The sequence below is a fragment of the Pseudomonas weihenstephanensis genome (assembly GCF_016812185.1).
In the GTDB taxonomy this organism is placed as follows: domain Bacteria; phylum Pseudomonadota; class Gammaproteobacteria; order Pseudomonadales; family Pseudomonadaceae; genus Aquipseudomonas; species Aquipseudomonas weihenstephanensis.
Map to the genome: position 1 here is coordinate 211,332 of NZ_JAAEBV010000003.1, position 14,005 is coordinate 225,336.

Below are 14,005 nucleotides of genomic sequence, written 5' to 3' on the forward strand. Positions count from 1 at the left end.
ATGAAGGCGTTATAGCAACCCTGCACGCTCAAAAGCCAGCGGCTCCAGCTTTTTCATCTGAGCTAGAGTCAACGATGTGAAACTGCGATCAAGCTGCAGCTCGGCGAAGCGCTCAACACTCAACCCGCCTTCACGGAAAAGCTTGGCCCTGACCGGCCCGAGGGCTTCAGTTTGAAATGCCGCAGGTTGTTGCTGTAGCCAGTGGTAGTAATCAAGATTCGCACTGACCTGCTGACCTCCGTTGGAACCTACCGAAGCCCGGGTAGCGCCCTTGGCAAACATCTCACTGAGATTGGTCAGCAGAATGAAGGTCGTACGGCAGTTCGGGTGAAACGGCGGCCTTGGGCCTGAGTCCAGCGGAAACCGGCGCTTGTCCATCGAGCGACATAGCTGGCTGGTCTTGCTGTCCAGCGTGGCGATCATCTGTATCTCAAGCACCACATCAGTATTGGCCTTGGCCACCTCCATGCGCGCCTGGGACGACACATGCTGAATCGCGGTGTGCACGACCGTGCTGGCATTACGGTTGGTGGTGGCCAGGATGCCGTCTTTGTACCCTGCCGCCTTGGTGCCACGAATGTTGCGAATGATCTGGAAGTTCGTCTGCCCTTCAAAGAAGCCCTGCCGGATGGTGCCGGTAACGCGCTCACGCTCTGCACCAGTCCAATCCTTGATGAAGGCCTTCAGCAGCTTCCCGCCGCCTGTGCCGCGCACACTGAGCGGATTCGTCAGTACTGCGGTGCGAATTGCTGCGGCCGTCGGCGCGACCACATCCAGCGACACACCAACCGGCGCCGACCTGGCAATGCTGGTCGCCTCGAACTCGGCCTCGTAATTGGCGATGTCCACCAGGTCGAGGTTCAGTTGCGCGCTATAGCGGTCGAAGATGCCCAGCAGCAGGCTATCCACTTCCTTCAGCAGCGCTTCAAGACGCTTGACGTTGTACTCGGTCAGGTCCGACTGGGTGAGCCGCTCCCGTATAGACCGGTCAATCTCCTTAAGGAAAGGAGCAAATTTGCCGACCTCCCCTGCCTTCAGCTTTTCGAGGAAGACCGCGTGCCGGATCGTGGCATCAAGTACCGCTAGATTTACCGCCATTTGGTGTGTCCTCGTCGTCCAGATCCAGGCCGTCGCCCTGCTCTTCCAGTTCGCCATCAATCTGCTGGTCAGTGCGCTCTGGTGCTATCAGCCCCAGTTTGCGCAGGTACGCCCGCAAATCAGCCTTGGCGAAGCCGCCGTTCTGCCACAACCCAACAAGGGCGGTGATCATCTGCGGATCAGCTGTCAGCTCTACGAATTCCTGATTGATCTGGTACGCGACCTTGTCAGCCATGCCCATATAAGCGCCGCACCACATGATGGCCCGGGTATACGCCTCGCTGACGTTGGCCACACACCCCGCAAGTACCGAAGTGGATGCTGACTGGTCGCCGCGGGCCTCGGTGGCAGTCTTGGACGATACCGAAGCCACCACCATACGAGCGCCCAGCTCAATCATCATCTGGTTTTTGTCTGCCATGGCCTCTTTGACCAAGGTGTTTGGCAACGGCTGCGCGTAAGCAAAAGAACCGCCCGCCGGAAGCAACATAGGCGCCCGGGAGCCGACATAAATGCCGTTCTTCTCCATGTGATCGCGCCACTGCTCATCAAGGCCTGAGATATAGGGCTGGGCCTGGCCGCACCAGAACACGCTGTCTTCATAATCGGCACTGTTTCGATAGTGGCCAAGGTTGATCATAGCGATGTCGTACAGGGGTGACTCATCGATGGTCGGGTCGTTGTTCTGCGCGCCGACAAAGGTAAACGGGATCTCTTTGAGGCGACCACCTGTGCCTGTGGGTGCAAAAGCCTCGACTACCTCCAATGGTCCGCCACCTCTGGGCCCCGATCTGCGCCAGACACGGCAAACAAAACCCTCCAGTTCCAACGCCAACTCCCGATATTGCTCGACCACCTTGAAGCCGAAGCCGTCTTCAATTTCTGGCGCTTCGCGCAGAACCACCATCGTCAGCACGTTATGGCCGTTAACCATCCCGGTGCGCCAGTTGATGATGTCTTCCGCGCAGTAGGAAAGGATCACCGAGTGCCCGCCCACGCCTTCATCCTGATGATAGTCGACATAGAGCCCGTGACGCCCGGCCTCAAGCACCTTTTCCAGCGTGCCTTGCGAGTGCTGATAGATGCTGACGCCAGAACCGTTGGCATTGTCTTGCAGGTACTCTAGCTTCTTCGGCACAGTCAGCGTCGGGTCTTTGTGGAATGCCAGGCCAAGCAAACCGTTCCGAGTGTGACCGGTGGCATTCTTGAACACTGCTCGTTCACGGTAAGCCTTGTTGCGGTCGGTGTTCTCTGGCGACTTGTCGTGAGCATTGATATACGGCAACCGGGAGACAATGCGGTGCTGACCGGCACAAACGTCGCGGACGGTCGCCCAGCGATCCAGAACTGCTGTGTATTCCGCACGTTTGAAGGAGACGTCGTTGCTCATCGGGCGAATCCCATTTTGATTGAGGTGACAACCGTTTTGATTGGGTAACGCTTGGCGATGAAGTAACCCGCAGCGTCGTTCATATGGTCATGGCCCTTCTTAGGGTCTTTGTCAGGCTCTCCCTTGTCGGTATAAGTCTGACGCTCCAGGCACAAGGTAAGCTGTGGGCACTGATCGATATTGACCTTTAGGCGGCGCTCACCGTAGGTGTTCAGGAGCATGGCGTTGACCGCATTCACACGGTCTTTAACCCCCGGGTTTGTCGAATCAACAATGACTGAAAAACCGGCCTTCTTAAGCAGCGACAAATCTGACTCACTGGCGTTCTTACTACTGGTGTTCTGGCCACTAGCATCTGGGTAAACGGCAATGTTGTGTCCCGAGAAGCGAACCTTGATCTTTTCGATCATCTCCGGCGTGTCACGCACAGCGTGGAACTCATCCAGAGCCAACGGCAGATCGTCGCGAACCACGTAGACCACGGCGCTCATTTTCATGACGTTGAAGTCCATGCCAATGTGCAAAGCCTCGCCCGGCTTGATTCGCTCGCTGGTTCGGCAATCTTCACGATTGAACGTGTAGTAGACGACACCAGCGTAGTTCTCGAAGCCGGCTTCGTACTCTTGCCGGAAGGTGCGTGGGTCCATCTTCCGGCGCGCCGCCTCAAGCTCTTCAGGAGGAACGTTGCCGCCTTGTAACGAGGTGTACTGCCAGCTCTTGTGATCCGGCTCACCGCCTGGCTTGCCGTCCAGATAAGTGTCGTAGCAATGGTTAAAGCCCTTCGGAGTGCCAATGCGCAGCGCATGGCCGCCCTTACGCATACCAACGCCTGGAATCTGGTACTGACAAGTCGATAGCATCGGCCGCAGCACTTCTTCCCACGCCGCCCACGGGCAGTCTGCCCATTCATCCACCAGGACGAAGAACAGGCCGGAGCCACGCAGGTTGTCATAGTTGTCGAGCCCCACCACGCGCATGACGTGCCCGGACTTGAGGGTGATCGAGCATTCGGTCTCGTTCGGGCGGTGTGCACGCCATGCCTCGGGAATGGCCTGCTTCAGGCGCCGCCAGAACACCCGCTTGGCCTGTTTGAAGGTCGGCGCGCCATACCAGATCTCGTCCTCAACGCTCACGCCCCACTCAGCAGCCAGACGTGCAGCGCGGCGCATCTCGGCCTTGCCCAAGAACGTCTTACCGAACCGGCGCCCACACACCGCGTCGCGAAAGCGCGCCTCAGGCTGGAAGCCCCAGCAATAAATGTTCGCCTGCTTGGGCGTCAGCTTTACCGGCGGGTCAAAGGTACGGGGTAGCGGGGACATTCTCGTCAGGCTCCAAGGTGTACTCAGCAACGGCGTGCTGCTGGTCCGCTTGGGAGCCCAGAGGTTTCTCAGGTTCGATGCGGCGATTCACGTAGACATCGCCCACCTCTTTGGCGGCCTGCTCGTACAACTGAGCGGTCAGCGCCAAGTTGCGCATGGTTTCGGCCTTCTCAGCCATTCTCCCAAGGCCACGCAAACGGAAGGCGCGGTTGGCTATAGGGATCTCGGCAGTTTCTTCCCTGAATCGCTTGCGGGTGTCGTGAAACAGGGTCGCCCACTTCACGGCAAGCCCCTTTCCGGCAGACTTGGTTGGGTCGTGCGTCTCCACCTGCTGGCGGCTTACCACAACCCCGTATTCGCTCTTGACGGCTTCAACCACCTGGGACGGTGTGTCAAAGCACGCCAGCGCCTGAACGATGAAGCTCTTCACCTCATTTTTCAGGACTGCCATAAATTCTCATCCGTCTAGAGCCTGTCAAGAATCAGGCCGATCTGAGCAGACAGGTTCCGCAGGCCCTCGATATATTCAATTTCCCCACCTCGGCGGGTTTGTTTTCAGCGTCTACCAGCGCCTGAACATCAGCGCTAGCGCCATAGCGGCGGACCACCCCAACGAACTCCTCGACGTCATGACCCTGCAGCTTGATCTTCGGGGCACCGTCTTGTGTGAATGCTGGTTGACCGTACTTGTCGGTCGCGTGAGCCAGGTGATACAGCTCGTGTTCCAGGAGCGCGCAGAACTCAAGGTCGCTGCACTGGGCGCAGTAGTCGGCAGCCAACGTGATGATGAAGGCCGGTACCTCGCCGAACCAATCACGCATCTGTTGCTCCATCCGGGCTTTCTGCCATCCACCGGCGCGGAACGCTACCTGTTCGGCCTGACCAAGCACTGTCCTGCCCTGCTTCTCGAAGCTCGACGACGCCCACATGACCCGGATGTCTGCATCCAGTAGGTGGGCATGGTCTTCGTTGTGGATGCTGCCGGTGTCGGCAAGGATCTCGGCTTGGAGCCATTCCCACACCTCGGGGGCGGGGATAAGGCGGGCATAGAAGGCAGATATCTCGGACTTCGTTAGCAGTGATGATGGAGGACTTGGTCTAAACATTAAGCGTCACCACTTGAAACAATCTCAATATGCCATCATCTATTCCTTGAACTCTAAAAAGGAATTTCAAAGCGATGCCTAAGATGATCTGCCTGGCTCACAATAGTTGGCCGCCTACCGCTACTGTTCTGCATTTTTCAAGCAATGACGTACCAGTGATTTTGATTCTGGATGCCAAAGCAGCGGTGAAAGTCGCGATGGATCAATTTCACGCAAATGAGAGCAGGCCAAAACGTCTAGCCGCGAATTACCAAACACTTTCAACGACAGGGACGCTTTATATTCCAATGCTACACGTGAATTTTAACGGCACAGTTGAATTCAGTGACGGGAGGCACCGCACCTTGACGTTGGACTCTATGGGGTTCGCAACGGTGCCTGTGCTGACCAGCCTGAAAAATGCAAGCACGATTCAACATCTGTGGGGTTCTATCGCTACTGCCAACACCGAGTACGACTTTCCTGACCCACACGTAACAAAATTCATCGGCATTTAATCCAAATGATCAGCGCCACGTTTTTGAGCATTCTTAATGCGTGGCACAGATTACTTGCTCCGGCGATCGACGCCACCAGGAGCCTTGTCACACCGCAAGCAATGCTCACAGTTCAGGGTGCGGCAAAGCCATGCTTTGGTCTGTGGCCAGTACGTGGCCATGAACCAATGCCGGGCGCCCGCCAGTGCCAGCGACACATACAATGTGGCTCCAGCAATCGTGGGCGCAAAGAACATCCGTTCACTGCGGGCTAGGATCGCGTAACCACTCAAGGCAATCACCGCGTAGATGATCTTGCCCAGCACCCCGTCCCGAACCTTCCCGCTCAAAATGCACCAGGTCGCCCACAGCGCAATGACGCCAGCGGAATAGGCGTTGATGTATTCGAGGATCATGGACCACCTCCCCCGAACCGTTGGCGGATGAGCGCCCACAGATCAGCGGCTTTGATAGCTCGGGTAATCGCAGCAATCAGCGATCCACCGAAAGTGCCCAGCAGGAAGCCGACACCGGCAACGCTGCGAGGCTCATCGATACCGAAGTATGCACTGACAAGGCCGGTAAGGTAGTGAGCGCAGACAGCACCCGAAAAGATGAACACTGCCCAAGCCTTGCGGTTGATTAAATCGTCTCGGTGCCACCATGCGGCAGCTACAGACCCGAGAAGCCCAGCTATTGCCCAGTCGAGCTTGTCGAGCAAGCGGTGAAAGAACTCCATGCGCTCGACTCCGTGGGGCATGACTGAAAAGTTCGGGGATACCCCAAAAACAGAAAAGCCCCGCACGCTGGCGAGGCTTGAGAAATTACTGGTAATAAAACCCTTGCGAGGGCCGGGCTGCTTCAGTCAAAGCTATGCAGATTTGCGCGCTTCTCCTGCATGGTTAGATCACCCTGCTTGCGCGGATTGCCGCACATCCAACAGGAGCAGACCTTGCCGTGGTTGGCGAATAGCCCGGCATTGCGCTGGTTAGTCGTCCAGCAGGCATGAAGTCGCTGCTTTCTGTAGAAGCGAGCCTTGACGCGTGATGTGTCGTGTCGACGTTGTGCCCTTGGCATAAATCCTCCTAGGCCGAAGACGACTAAGCCCCGGCAGATTTCTCTGGCGAGGCTTTTTCGGCTCACTCCTACACACGCAGGAATGACAGGATGTGTGAATAATGGCTCATTGGCTCACTCACCGTCAAGCAGCCTGTGTGCCAATGAGCCCCTCAGCATCCAACAATGCTTGGGCGGATACCAAAGCCTCATCAACCTCGCGCTCCAGAGCCTTGCGAATTTCACGCCTCCACCGCTCTTGGGTTTTGATCGGATGCGGCTCATTCGACCAGTTGTCCATCTCATACCAGCCAGCAGGCAGGACGTTAGTAGACCGCTTGCCATCCGCACCCGGCAGCCTGGGCAGCGCCCACGTCACCACTGCGCAGTGCAGGAACCGCTCCGGAGCTGGTGATCGCATAACCCGCGTCAATTCGGCAATGGCTGCATGCTTGCGCTCGGAGTGGGTCGAGAACTTCGCCACCAGCGCCCGCCAGTGCGCCGGAGCCAGCGCCTTGTGCAGTCGACCGAACACCCAGCAGTCAGTGAGAAACGCCGCCTCTTTTCCGACGATTTCCCCTTTCTGCTTTGCGCATTGCACCTTCGGCTCAAAGTCACAGCCACCTGCGGAGTTGATTGTTTCCGAGGCCAGCGCTCGAACCACTGCTGACACCACGTTGCGATAGGTCATGCCGCCCTCTTCAGCTCTCTGGTCTTTGCCCGATAATCGGCCTTGATGGCCTTGATCTCATCTACGGTGTACTTGCGGGCCGAATGAGGCACTTCCAGCCAATTAACCTTGTCGACACCGACGCGCTGTACCAGACGAATGCGATACTCCACAGCATTGCCCGACAGGTTGCGGTTGCACCTCACGCACTGGCGATGGATGTTCAGCGGCTCAAAGCGCAGCTCAGGGCAGGCACCCACAGATCGGTAATGCCCGGCATCCCAACGGCTGCCGGTCATAAGGTCGTTATCGTTCGGCGTCGAATCGCAACTGATGCACGGCAGGTGCGCGTCACGCAGGCGCACATACTCGTTCACTGCGGCCTGAGCTTCGCGCAGGTGTTCAGCTCGGCTCTTGAGCTTCTCCTTGCGGACCTTGATCTCTTTGCGCTCGACCTGAGCCAGCGACTTACGGGCCTTCTGCTGATTCACGTCCTTGATGGCCAACGCACAGGCCGGACTGCAAACTGCCTGCCCCAAGCGCTGCGGCTGGAAGCTAATACCGCATGCCGGGTTCTTACACATCTTTGGACGAGGCTGCTTGACTGCGAGATTCATGCATAGCTCCCGATCTGATCAGCAGCACTCAAGGCGTCCTGTTCCGTTTCAAAGTGCGCAGACAGCACCAACCGCCAGCAGGCGTTGAACACGTCGCGATAAAGCGGCTCAAATGCAAGGTCGTCCATGCTCGACCAACTGATTGACTTGGCCTCTTTGCGAATACCTTCAGGCGTATGTACCAGGTGGAAGTGCCCCGCCTCAATCGTCACCCACTCGCGAAATGCTTCACGGCTTTTGTCCACTGCTGGAAAACGATCTGCGCGCGAGGACTCAAGGCCTGAAATGTAAGCAGCCACGGCATCCGACAGTTGCCCAGGCTTACCACTCTGCGCCTCAAAGAACTTGGCCAACCCTTGAATCCCGCGGAGCTCTTGCCGAGGAATCAAGCCGCCAACCGGCTCCCAATACTCCCAAGCCAGATCCAGCATGGAAAAGAACTTGCCATGAAATTTGGCGTTGCGCATTTTGGTGAATTTGCCGTGAATGACTTGGCCCAGCTTCCACTTCTGAGTCAGCTCGCGATCAGCTTCAGTGGCGGGCACGAGGCCTTGGGCGGTACGGATAAGAGCGACCTCAGCCACGGCGAACACCTCGCAGTTTCAGTGCGGCCCGCTCAGCGCAGGTGATGCAGTCCTGAACGCCCGGTACCGCAGCACGACGTCCTTCTGAAATCACTTCGCCGCACTCGCACTCATGAACGCTTTCGCCGCGGTAAACCACGCGAGCAGCAAGGGCTGAAGCCAGTTCTTTTTCAATACGTTCATCTGCAAAATCGACATCATCGGCCACGGGCGGCCTCCTTGGAATGGATGGCAGCCGACTGGCTGATCAAATTGGTTCTACGAAGGTCAAGTTCGGCCAGAACCCTACAGCGCTCAGCCTCTCGGGCATCAGCTTTCTGTTGACGCTTCAATGCTAAGTCGACGCGTATTTCATCAAGCTTGGCGCGGACTTTTTCAGAAGGCTGACAAGGAGTGCCCGTCAGCAATCCAGCAACGGCGCGCCCATCCTCGGTTATGGGTTCATGCGTCAGGTCAGCCAAGAGCAGGCAGCCTCGCTCTTGCGAAACTCGCTGCATTTGAACAGCGGCGTTAACAGCCTCGATTCGACGGTTCGGATCAAAACCCACAGATACGCGCCATTGGATTGGCTTGGCTTCGGTACGAGCTTTCACGACCAAACGCTCGTAAGCACTGATGAACGCCATCCGAGCCCCCACTTTGTCGCCAGCATTCAAAACTGGCCGGGCAGCGCTCAAAGCCAACTGAATTTCTTCAGTCATCACCACCGTGTCGAACTCGTCACTGGATGCAAGAGCGATTGACCAAGCCTCATCCTTGCCCGGACGACCATCAGCGGCCTGCACACGCTGGAGAATTGAGTCCGTTGTCAGCTTTCCGCCACCACGACGGCAAGACTTGAGCGCAGCCGACACCGCCGTCGCCGGGTAATCCGCTAAATCGTCAGCAATCAGCTCGGCAGCATCGGAGCTCAGCGATTGCCCCATTGCTTCTGCAGTAGCACAAACGGCCAAGGCCAAGCGCGCAATTTGGTCAGGTGCCATGCGCTCAAAGGAATTCATTCGGCTGCCCCCCTGCCCGCTGCATGATCCGCTGCGCCGCTTCCATTCCGGCTGCGTGATTCGCTTGCTTGCGCTCGATCTGCTGGGCGGTAGTTGAGTTCATCTGGCGGTTCGTGACCCACTGGGTGTGGTAACTCTCGGCGTTGACCAGCAATTCGTTGAGGCTGTGGCATTTGCGCACGACGCCGACATCGCTGTTTTTCAGGTAATGGGCAGCGACGTGGTGGGCGACATCAGCTCCGAGGCGATCCACAAGCTGACCCAGCTGGCCACCAGCCTTGGCATTCCAGACCGGCCAAGTGTTGTAGCGCTTGCGGTAGGCCATGGCGTAGTTGGCCCAGGCCTTGAAAGTTTTGCAGGTCTGGTCTTTGGGGCCAGGCATGTCAGCAGGAATCTCGACCCGTGGCGCCTCGAAGCGGTCAACAACCAAAACCAAGCCGTGGGACTGAACCGGCTTGCCGGGAGCGTCCTGCAAATCCTGATTACTGGTTACCTGATTGGTACCCTGATTATTGGTACCCTGATTTGTCGGAGATTTATCCGACCCTGACACGGATTTTTTTCCGACCTTGCTCGGAGATTTATCCGAGGTGGATCGGATTTTTTTCCGACCATCAAGAGCATCTGAGGTCGGATATTTTTCCGACCCATCAATCTTGCGATTCCACTCTTTGGCTTTCTCAGTCAAACGAATCAGAGTGATGCTGGAAGTGCTGGAAAGCTCAATCAGACCAGCATCGCGCAGGGCCTTCAGAAGGCGGTACGCGGTGTCCGGCTTGTCGGTCAGCAATGGCAACTCTTCAACGATCTTGGCCTTGCTCAGCGCAAAGTAGATCCCGCTGTCAGTCTTGATCGGGTTAGCCCAGCTCGGGCATTCGTAGACGAACGCAAACAGCAGGGTTTGCTGTGCATTCAAGCCCCACTCCAATGCCTTCGGCTGGTTGATGGTGATCGTGTACTGCATGTCAGACCTTCCCGACCAATGTGGCCAGTTCAAGGAAGCGATCCACGTACCAGTGAGGATGGGTCTCGCGCGGGCACTGAGGGCTTGTGAGGTTCTTGCCGAACTTGAGGCCTTTATCGGTCACACCCCAAAACTCCACCGTTTCGCGCTTCGAGTTCACGCGTGTCAGTGGTTTCAGGAAGCCATGAGCTGCCAATGCGCGATTGAAAGCGGCGGCGGTGCTGCTGATGCCGTTTTCTTTGATCAATGCGGTAACGGCCTTGGTCGGCATGGAGCTGCCACCAGTTGCGTCTGAGGCAGCATCAATGGCGTAGCCCGGCAGAAATTTGGCGTCGAGCCCGTTGTTTGCGGCGATCTGAGCCAACATCATCATTTTGCTGGAGGGTGCAGGTTTCAGCAGACGGTCAAAGCATTCAAGGATGGCCAGCTCGCCGACGATCTTCGGGTTGCTGGGTAGCGAACGTGCGCGCTCGCGATCCTCAAGAGCCGTCATGCGATCAAAGACAAGCGCTTGAAGCTCATAGCTGTACGACATGGCAATGAGGCAAGCTTCCCGCTTAGGGAAGACGAAGCACTTTTGAATGCGACTACGAGTATCAAGGTAATCGGCTGAAAATTTAGCCGATTGATCGGCACCAAGAACACGCGGAACCTTTGCGATTAAGTTTTTGTGCGTGAGAGTTGGCTCGTTCTTATCGCGCTTCGAGTTAATGAAGTCGACCAGCTCAAGGCTGGACATAGAAACACCCCGCGCCACATTTTCAGATTGCGGAAAACGTGGCGCGAGATTGTTGGGGGTATTGATATGTGGCTGGGTTTGCATATAATCGGCCTCACGAAGTGTTAATGAATGAGCCACCATGCCCGGTGGCTTTTTTGTGCCTGGGATTTGGTTCTGCATATCTACTAGTGCACAGCCGTAGCGCACTGATCCGCGCATGCGCGGGAAAATTAAGAAACAGATTTCAAATTTCTTGGGGTCGAAGCGAGCAACTGTTCCGCACGACGCCCCAGCTCACCAGCCTTAGCCTCTACCTGGCGACACTCCTTGGCGAAAGCCGGCAAGTGCGGCAGATCCAGTTCGCACATCACCTGGTCGTCAAACACTTCGCTGCCGGTATCGATCACGTCACCAAGGGCACGGATCAGTGCGCCGAAGCTTTTGTTCGCGCATTGGTCGCTGATCATCTGGCGGGCCCCGGTCAAGCCGTGGCGGCTCGCCAGTTCGTTAACGCAGTGGTCGCGGAATTCAGGCTCCAGGGCATTGACCCACGACTCTTCCAGCCAGGAAGGCATTTCCTGATCGCCGGACAACCACCGCTGAACACGCTTAAGCCAACGACCGGTCGCCTTCACGAACTCAGCTACGTCGTTCTGCGTGGTCAGGGCCGCGAAATCAGGCACCTCTTTGGAGACGGCCTTCTCAGGGCACGACAGATGTAGCTCACGGCTCAGCGCCTGGGCGAAATCGTCCTGGCTAAGACTGGTGCGTGCTATCTGGTTTGCAGCGTGGGCGACCAGGACCTGATCACGGGTTTGAAGGATGTGTCTGGAACTGGACGTTTGCATGTGAACTGCTCTCTCTTAGTCTGGTGTCAATGAAGCCGCGGATAGAAATGGCTATTAGCTAGCCAACTTCATTGCTTGCCCGGGCATCGCTTTAGCAAGCAACCATTCAGCGGCAAATTCACCAGAAGCAGCTGCCAGTAAATGGGCGTAACGGGTTTCACCGGAATACTCAGTGCGAGGTAAAGATTCAGCAGCGATCCATTTGTAGATAGCTCGCTGACTGACTCCGCAAATTGCCGAAGCTTTTGCAACCCCTCCTACCTTGGTGATTGATTCTTTGAGAGCGCTCATGGCGTGGCCCTCCGGCCCTAAATATGAACTGTCGGTACATATTAAGTCGGAACTGAAAGTACATGCAAGCTCATGCCATATTGAACCTATGGTTCATATAGATGATTTAAGGGCAGCCTTTGTCGCTCGCCTCAAAAAAGCCCTTGAGGCAAAAGAAATTCCGCAATGGGGGGCTGGCGCTCGCCTGGCAAAAATGGCGAAGGTCACACCGAAAGCTGCCAGCAAATGGATGAATGGGGAGTCCATCCCTGGAGCGGCAAAAATGCTGGCACTTGCAACTGCTCTCGACGTGAAAGTTGAGTGGTTGCAGCATGGGGCGGGACCTGGGCCTGGCGAGTCAGCCACAGCGATATGCGAGCCCGTCCCGCCAGCGCAAGTAACTACGCTAGCGCGACCGCCCATGCCCTACGATTTCTCTAACGATTTCGAAGGTCAATACACATTCATCGATCAGTACGACGCAAGAGCGGCAGCCGGACCGGGCTGCGATAATCCTCACGTTGTCCTGCGCAACACCCTTGCCTTTAAAACCGAATGGTTGCGTGCCAAGGGCGTCAAAGCAAAAAACCTTAAGGTGATCTACGCCCACGGCAGCAGCATGTGGCCAACGATCAATGACCACGATGTGATGCTGGTCGATGAGTCCCGTATAGAGCCTGCAGATGGTCAAATCTTTGTTATGTGCAATCTTGATGGTGAAATCGTCAAGCGCCTTGTGAGTTCGGAGGATGGTGCCTGGATTATCCGTAGCGACAACCCTGATAAGTCCAAATACCCGGACCAAGTGCTTTCAGACGAAGAAATCAACGAGCACCGGATTCTTGGGCGTGTGATTTGGCGCGGCGGGGATTTATGAGCGTCATCGTAGTGGAGCGGCAGGCGAATTGATCATGACCGAGAAACCTGGTCAGACTGCGGCGGTGACCGCGGCCGATATTGAAGGATCTATTCAAGAGCTGAACAAAATGGCTGAGCGCCTTTGGGGCGATGGTCGTGAAGCCGAGGCAAAAGCCCTGCTCGATGCGCTGGATGCTTTAAATCGAGCGCTGGATAGGATCAGGATTGGTGAGAATGGGCGGGTTGTGACTCTTCACTGAGCCGGCTGGATGAATCTAGGAGTAGTAATGGCATCAGTTACCTTTCTGGACGGTGAGGAAGATATTCCAGAGATTATTTATGCCCTTAAATCTTGCGGGATCGCAGTGCTCGGGTGCATGCGTACACGAGCTCCCGAGTTGCGAGAGCTCGTTAGCAAAGCTTTGGACGCTGACAAGGTGGACGACTACAGCGTGATTAATTTTCTGCTGCCGTTAATACGCGATGGCGTACCTTGGCATACCACTGTGTTTTTCTATGATGCCAAACACAGTTACCGACCCGGGTCGTCCATAGCCTTGGTGGGCAGAGCTTTCAACGCTTGGATTGAGGATGGTCAAAAGAGCTATTATTTCTACAACGAATAGTTTTTTGCCTAATTCGAGGCATTCGGATGGACGCATCGAAGAATGGACTCACGGAAGACATTGGCAGCTGCCCTACTAATATCGGTCAGCACGCAGGCCGTGTCAGGTGACGACGTCAACCCTATCGCTGCCGCGATATTTATCACAATCTCCGCGCCAACCATTTTAATTGGGGCGACCACATCCCTCAAGACTGAGCCGCCTAAGATTTTCAAATCGGCGAAGACCGACGCTCTGGCGTTCATTGGTTCGGACGGAGAGATTCGCGAGGCCCAGTTTGAGCAGGCCTCCAGATACTACCGCTCGACCAGCTCACCGCCGCTGATGTCAGACACGCAACTGGCCCTGGCGATTGCAGTACTCCCCTGAGTCTTCCTTGGCGGCGGAAGTGTTGTCGCGGC

21 protein-coding genes are annotated in these 14,005 nt (G+C 56.3%); 5 read left to right on the top strand and 16 right to left on the bottom strand.

Features of this window, described 5'->3' with window-relative positions; genetic code table 11:
• Positions 1-9 precede the first annotated feature (9 nt).
• Genes GYN01_RS11650 through GYN01_RS11670 form a run of 5 tightly spaced genes read right to left on the bottom strand, consistent with a single transcriptional unit; the run spans position 10 to position 4,913 of the window.
• Entirely contained in the window at positions 10-1,098 is a 1,089-nt protein-coding gene (locus tag GYN01_RS11650; RefSeq protein ID WP_203307122.1) for a minor capsid protein, read from the bottom strand.
• A complete protein-coding gene (locus tag GYN01_RS11655; protein ID WP_203307123.1) occupies positions 1,073-2,488 on the bottom strand; it encodes a DUF4055 domain-containing protein in 1,416 nt (471 codons plus the stop codon). The genes GYN01_RS11650 and GYN01_RS11655 overlap by 26 nt, the downstream gene beginning before the upstream one ends.
• Positions 2,485-3,807, bottom strand: a complete 1,323-nt coding sequence (locus tag GYN01_RS11660; RefSeq protein ID WP_203307124.1) for a phage terminase large subunit family protein — start codon at positions 3,805-3,807, stop codon at positions 2,485-2,487. The genes GYN01_RS11655 and GYN01_RS11660 overlap by 4 nt, the downstream gene beginning before the upstream one ends.
• The gene (locus GYN01_RS11665) at positions 3,782-4,258 is read right to left on the bottom strand and encodes a DUF2280 domain-containing protein (protein ID WP_203307125.1); all 477 of its coding nucleotides are present in this window, start codon (positions 4,256-4,258) and stop codon (positions 3,782-3,784) included. Before GYN01_RS11665 ends, GYN01_RS11660 begins: the two co-directional genes overlap by 26 nt.
• Before the next feature lie 31 nt (positions 4,259-4,289).
• A complete protein-coding gene (locus tag GYN01_RS11670; RefSeq protein ID WP_203307126.1) occupies positions 4,290-4,913 on the bottom strand; it encodes a putative metallopeptidase in 624 nt (207 codons plus the stop codon).
• A gap of 74 nt (positions 4,914-4,987) precedes the next feature.
• Between GYN01_RS11670 and GYN01_RS11675 the strand changes: the two genes are divergently transcribed.
• Complete coding sequence (locus tag GYN01_RS11675; RefSeq protein ID WP_203307127.1) at positions 4,988-5,410, top strand: hypothetical protein; 423 nt, start codon at positions 4,988-4,990, stop codon at positions 5,408-5,410.
• A gap of 50 nt (positions 5,411-5,460) precedes the next feature.
• Here GYN01_RS11675 and GYN01_RS11680 read toward each other — a convergent pair whose 3' ends face one another.
• The 11 genes from GYN01_RS11680 to GYN01_RS11730 form a co-directional block, all read right to left on the bottom strand.
• Positions 5,461-5,805, bottom strand: a complete 345-nt coding sequence (locus tag GYN01_RS11680) for a hypothetical protein (RefSeq protein WP_203307128.1) — start codon at positions 5,803-5,805, stop codon at positions 5,461-5,463.
• Positions 5,802-6,128: an MFS transporter gene (locus GYN01_RS11685; RefSeq protein WP_203307129.1), complete on the bottom strand. Its 327-nt coding sequence runs from the start codon at positions 6,126-6,128 to the stop codon at positions 5,802-5,804. Before GYN01_RS11685 ends, GYN01_RS11680 begins: the two co-directional genes overlap by 4 nt.
• A 462-nt stretch (positions 6,129-6,590) precedes the next feature.
• Positions 6,591-7,136 (bottom strand): hypothetical protein, encoded by a 546-nt coding sequence (locus tag GYN01_RS11690; RefSeq protein WP_203307130.1) that lies wholly within the window; start codon positions 7,134-7,136, stop codon positions 6,591-6,593.
• Positions 7,133-7,732 (bottom strand): recombination protein NinG, encoded by a 600-nt coding sequence (locus GYN01_RS11695; protein ID WP_203307131.1) that lies wholly within the window; start codon positions 7,730-7,732, stop codon positions 7,133-7,135. The genes GYN01_RS11690 and GYN01_RS11695 overlap by 4 nt, the downstream gene beginning before the upstream one ends.
• Entirely contained in the window at positions 7,729-8,316 is a 588-nt protein-coding gene (locus GYN01_RS11700; protein ID WP_203307132.1) for a DUF1367 family protein, read from the bottom strand. The genes GYN01_RS11695 and GYN01_RS11700 overlap by 4 nt, the downstream gene beginning before the upstream one ends.
• Positions 8,309-8,524, bottom strand: a complete 216-nt coding sequence (locus tag GYN01_RS11705) for a TraR/DksA C4-type zinc finger protein (RefSeq protein WP_203307133.1) — start codon at positions 8,522-8,524, stop codon at positions 8,309-8,311. Before GYN01_RS11705 ends, GYN01_RS11700 begins: the two co-directional genes overlap by 8 nt.
• Complete coding sequence (locus GYN01_RS11710) at positions 8,514-9,317, bottom strand: hypothetical protein (protein ID WP_203307134.1); 804 nt, start codon at positions 9,315-9,317, stop codon at positions 8,514-8,516. The genes GYN01_RS11705 and GYN01_RS11710 overlap by 11 nt, the downstream gene beginning before the upstream one ends.
• Positions 9,304-10,281, bottom strand: coding sequence for a phage replication protein (locus tag GYN01_RS11715; protein WP_203307135.1), 978 nt, complete (start codon positions 10,279-10,281; stop codon positions 9,304-9,306). The genes GYN01_RS11710 and GYN01_RS11715 overlap by 14 nt, the downstream gene beginning before the upstream one ends.
• A gap of 1 nt (position 10,282) precedes the next feature.
• Positions 10,283-11,182 (bottom strand): protein-tyrosine phosphatase family protein, encoded by a 900-nt coding sequence (locus tag GYN01_RS11720; protein WP_420850418.1) that lies wholly within the window; start codon positions 11,180-11,182, stop codon positions 10,283-10,285.
• A 50-nt stretch (positions 11,183-11,232) separates the two neighbouring features.
• Positions 11,233-11,850 (bottom strand): hypothetical protein, encoded by a 618-nt coding sequence (locus GYN01_RS11725; RefSeq protein ID WP_203307136.1) that lies wholly within the window; start codon positions 11,848-11,850, stop codon positions 11,233-11,235.
• A 54-nt stretch (positions 11,851-11,904) separates the two neighbouring features.
• Positions 11,905-12,141 (bottom strand): helix-turn-helix domain-containing protein, encoded by a 237-nt coding sequence (locus tag GYN01_RS11730; protein WP_203307137.1) that lies wholly within the window; start codon positions 12,139-12,141, stop codon positions 11,905-11,907.
• 88 nt (positions 12,142-12,229) lie between these two features.
• On the opposite strand from GYN01_RS11730, the gene GYN01_RS11735 reads away from it, so the two are divergent.
• From GYN01_RS11735 to GYN01_RS11750, 4 genes are read left to right on the top strand one after another with little or no spacing between them, the layout of a single operon-like run.
• Positions 12,230-12,997, top strand: a complete 768-nt coding sequence (locus GYN01_RS11735; RefSeq protein WP_203307298.1) for an XRE family transcriptional regulator — start codon at positions 12,230-12,232, stop codon at positions 12,995-12,997.
• 34 nt (positions 12,998-13,031) lie between these two features.
• Positions 13,032-13,238, top strand: a complete 207-nt coding sequence (locus GYN01_RS11740) for a hypothetical protein (RefSeq protein WP_203307138.1) — start codon at positions 13,032-13,034, stop codon at positions 13,236-13,238.
• A 27-nt stretch (positions 13,239-13,265) separates the two neighbouring features.
• Positions 13,266-13,604, top strand: a complete 339-nt coding sequence (locus GYN01_RS11745) for a hypothetical protein (protein ID WP_203307139.1) — start codon at positions 13,266-13,268, stop codon at positions 13,602-13,604.
• Positions 13,605-13,646: 42 nt separating this feature from the next.
• Positions 13,647-13,973 (top strand): DUF2388 domain-containing protein, encoded by a 327-nt coding sequence (locus GYN01_RS11750; protein ID WP_203307140.1) that lies wholly within the window; start codon positions 13,647-13,649, stop codon positions 13,971-13,973.
• Positions 13,974-14,005 lie beyond the last annotated feature (32 nt).

Excerpts from the sequence above, each read along its gene's own strand:
- GYN01_RS11650 (WP_203307122.1), bottom strand. The coding sequence starts at position 1,098 with ATGGCGGTAAATCTAGCGGTACTTGATGCCACGATCCGGCACGCGGTC.
- GYN01_RS11655 (WP_203307123.1), bottom strand. The coding sequence starts at position 2,488 with ATGAGCAACGACGTCTCCTTCAAACGTGCGGAATACACAGCAGTTCTG.
- GYN01_RS11660 (WP_203307124.1), bottom strand. The coding sequence starts at position 3,807 with ATGTCCCCGCTACCCCGTACCTTTGACCCGCCGGTAAAGCTGACGCCC.
- GYN01_RS11665 (WP_203307125.1), bottom strand. The coding sequence starts at position 4,258 with ATGGCAGTCCTGAAAAATGAGGTGAAGAGCTTCATCGTTCAGGCGCTG.
- GYN01_RS11670 (WP_203307126.1), bottom strand. The coding sequence starts at position 4,913 with ATGTTTAGACCAAGTCCTCCATCATCACTGCTAACGAAGTCCGAGATA.
- GYN01_RS11675 (WP_203307127.1), top strand. The coding sequence starts at position 4,988 with ATGCCTAAGATGATCTGCCTGGCTCACAATAGTTGGCCGCCTACCGCT.
- GYN01_RS11680 (WP_203307128.1), bottom strand. The coding sequence starts at position 5,805 with ATGATCCTCGAATACATCAACGCCTATTCCGCTGGCGTCATTGCGCTG.
- GYN01_RS11685 (WP_203307129.1), bottom strand. The coding sequence starts at position 6,128 with ATGGAGTTCTTTCACCGCTTGCTCGACAAGCTCGACTGGGCAATAGCT.
- GYN01_RS11690 (WP_203307130.1), bottom strand. The coding sequence starts at position 7,136 with ATGACCTATCGCAACGTGGTGTCAGCAGTGGTTCGAGCGCTGGCCTCG.
- GYN01_RS11695 (WP_203307131.1), bottom strand. The coding sequence starts at position 7,732 with ATGAATCTCGCAGTCAAGCAGCCTCGTCCAAAGATGTGTAAGAACCCG.
- GYN01_RS11710 (WP_203307134.1), bottom strand. The coding sequence starts at position 9,317 with ATGAATTCCTTTGAGCGCATGGCACCTGACCAAATTGCGCGCTTGGCC.
- GYN01_RS11715 (WP_203307135.1), bottom strand. The coding sequence starts at position 10,281 with ATGCAGTACACGATCACCATCAACCAGCCGAAGGCATTGGAGTGGGGC.
- GYN01_RS11720 (WP_420850418.1), bottom strand. The coding sequence starts at position 11,182 with ATGCAGAACCAAATCCCAGGCACAAAAAAGCCACCGGGCATGGTGGCT.
- GYN01_RS11725 (WP_203307136.1), bottom strand. The coding sequence starts at position 11,850 with ATGCAAACGTCCAGTTCCAGACACATCCTTCAAACCCGTGATCAGGTC.
- GYN01_RS11730 (WP_203307137.1), bottom strand. The coding sequence starts at position 12,141 with ATGAGCGCTCTCAAAGAATCAATCACCAAGGTAGGAGGGGTTGCAAAA.
- GYN01_RS11735 (WP_203307298.1), top strand. The coding sequence starts at position 12,230 with ATGGTTCATATAGATGATTTAAGGGCAGCCTTTGTCGCTCGCCTCAAA.
- GYN01_RS11740 (WP_203307138.1), top strand. The coding sequence starts at position 13,032 with ATGACCGAGAAACCTGGTCAGACTGCGGCGGTGACCGCGGCCGATATT.
- GYN01_RS11745 (WP_203307139.1), top strand. The coding sequence starts at position 13,266 with ATGGCATCAGTTACCTTTCTGGACGGTGAGGAAGATATTCCAGAGATT.
- GYN01_RS11750 (WP_203307140.1), top strand. The coding sequence starts at position 13,647 with ATGGACTCACGGAAGACATTGGCAGCTGCCCTACTAATATCGGTCAGC.